Source organism: Mesorhizobium sp. M2A.F.Ca.ET.037.01.1.1, assembly GCF_003998075.1.
Taxonomy (GTDB): domain Bacteria; phylum Pseudomonadota; class Alphaproteobacteria; order Rhizobiales; family Rhizobiaceae; genus Mesorhizobium.
The window spans coordinates 1-425 of the sequence record NZ_RZSA01001837.1; the positions used below are offsets into that span (position 1 = coordinate 1).

A 425-nucleotide genomic window follows, 5' to 3' on the forward strand; every position below is an offset into this window, starting at 1 on the left:
CCGGAAACCCCGGCGGGGGGACCGGCAAGGAAATGACCGCCATGAACGTGCTTCCCATCCCCGCATCGGGATTGCCCGAGGGCGCCGTCATGCCCGAGCACAAGCTTTCCATCGTCATCCCGATGTATAACGAGGCCGACAATGTCGAGCCGCTGCTTGTGCGCATCCATCAGGCGATGGAGAATTACAGCCAGCCATGGGAGGTGGTGCTGGTCGACGACGGCAGCACCGACGCCACCCCCGCCGAGATCCGCCGGCTGGCGGCGCAGTACGGGCCGTATGTGCATGGCGTGGAGCTGGTGCGCAACTACAAGCAGACCGCCGCCATGCAGGCTGGCCTCGACGCCGCGCGCGGCGATGTCATCGCGACGCTCGACGGCGATCTGCAGAACGACCCCTTCGACATTCCGCGCATGGTCTATCGC

At 65.9% G+C, this 425-nt stretch carries 1 protein-coding gene; it reads left to right on the forward strand.

Annotation, left to right across the window (positions count from 1 at the left end; all coding sequences use genetic code 11):
* Window positions 1-41 precede the first annotated feature (41 nt).
* A partial coding sequence (locus EOA27_RS40085) for a glycosyltransferase (protein WP_127259149.1) occupies window positions 42-425 on the forward strand: 384 nt, incomplete at its 3' end.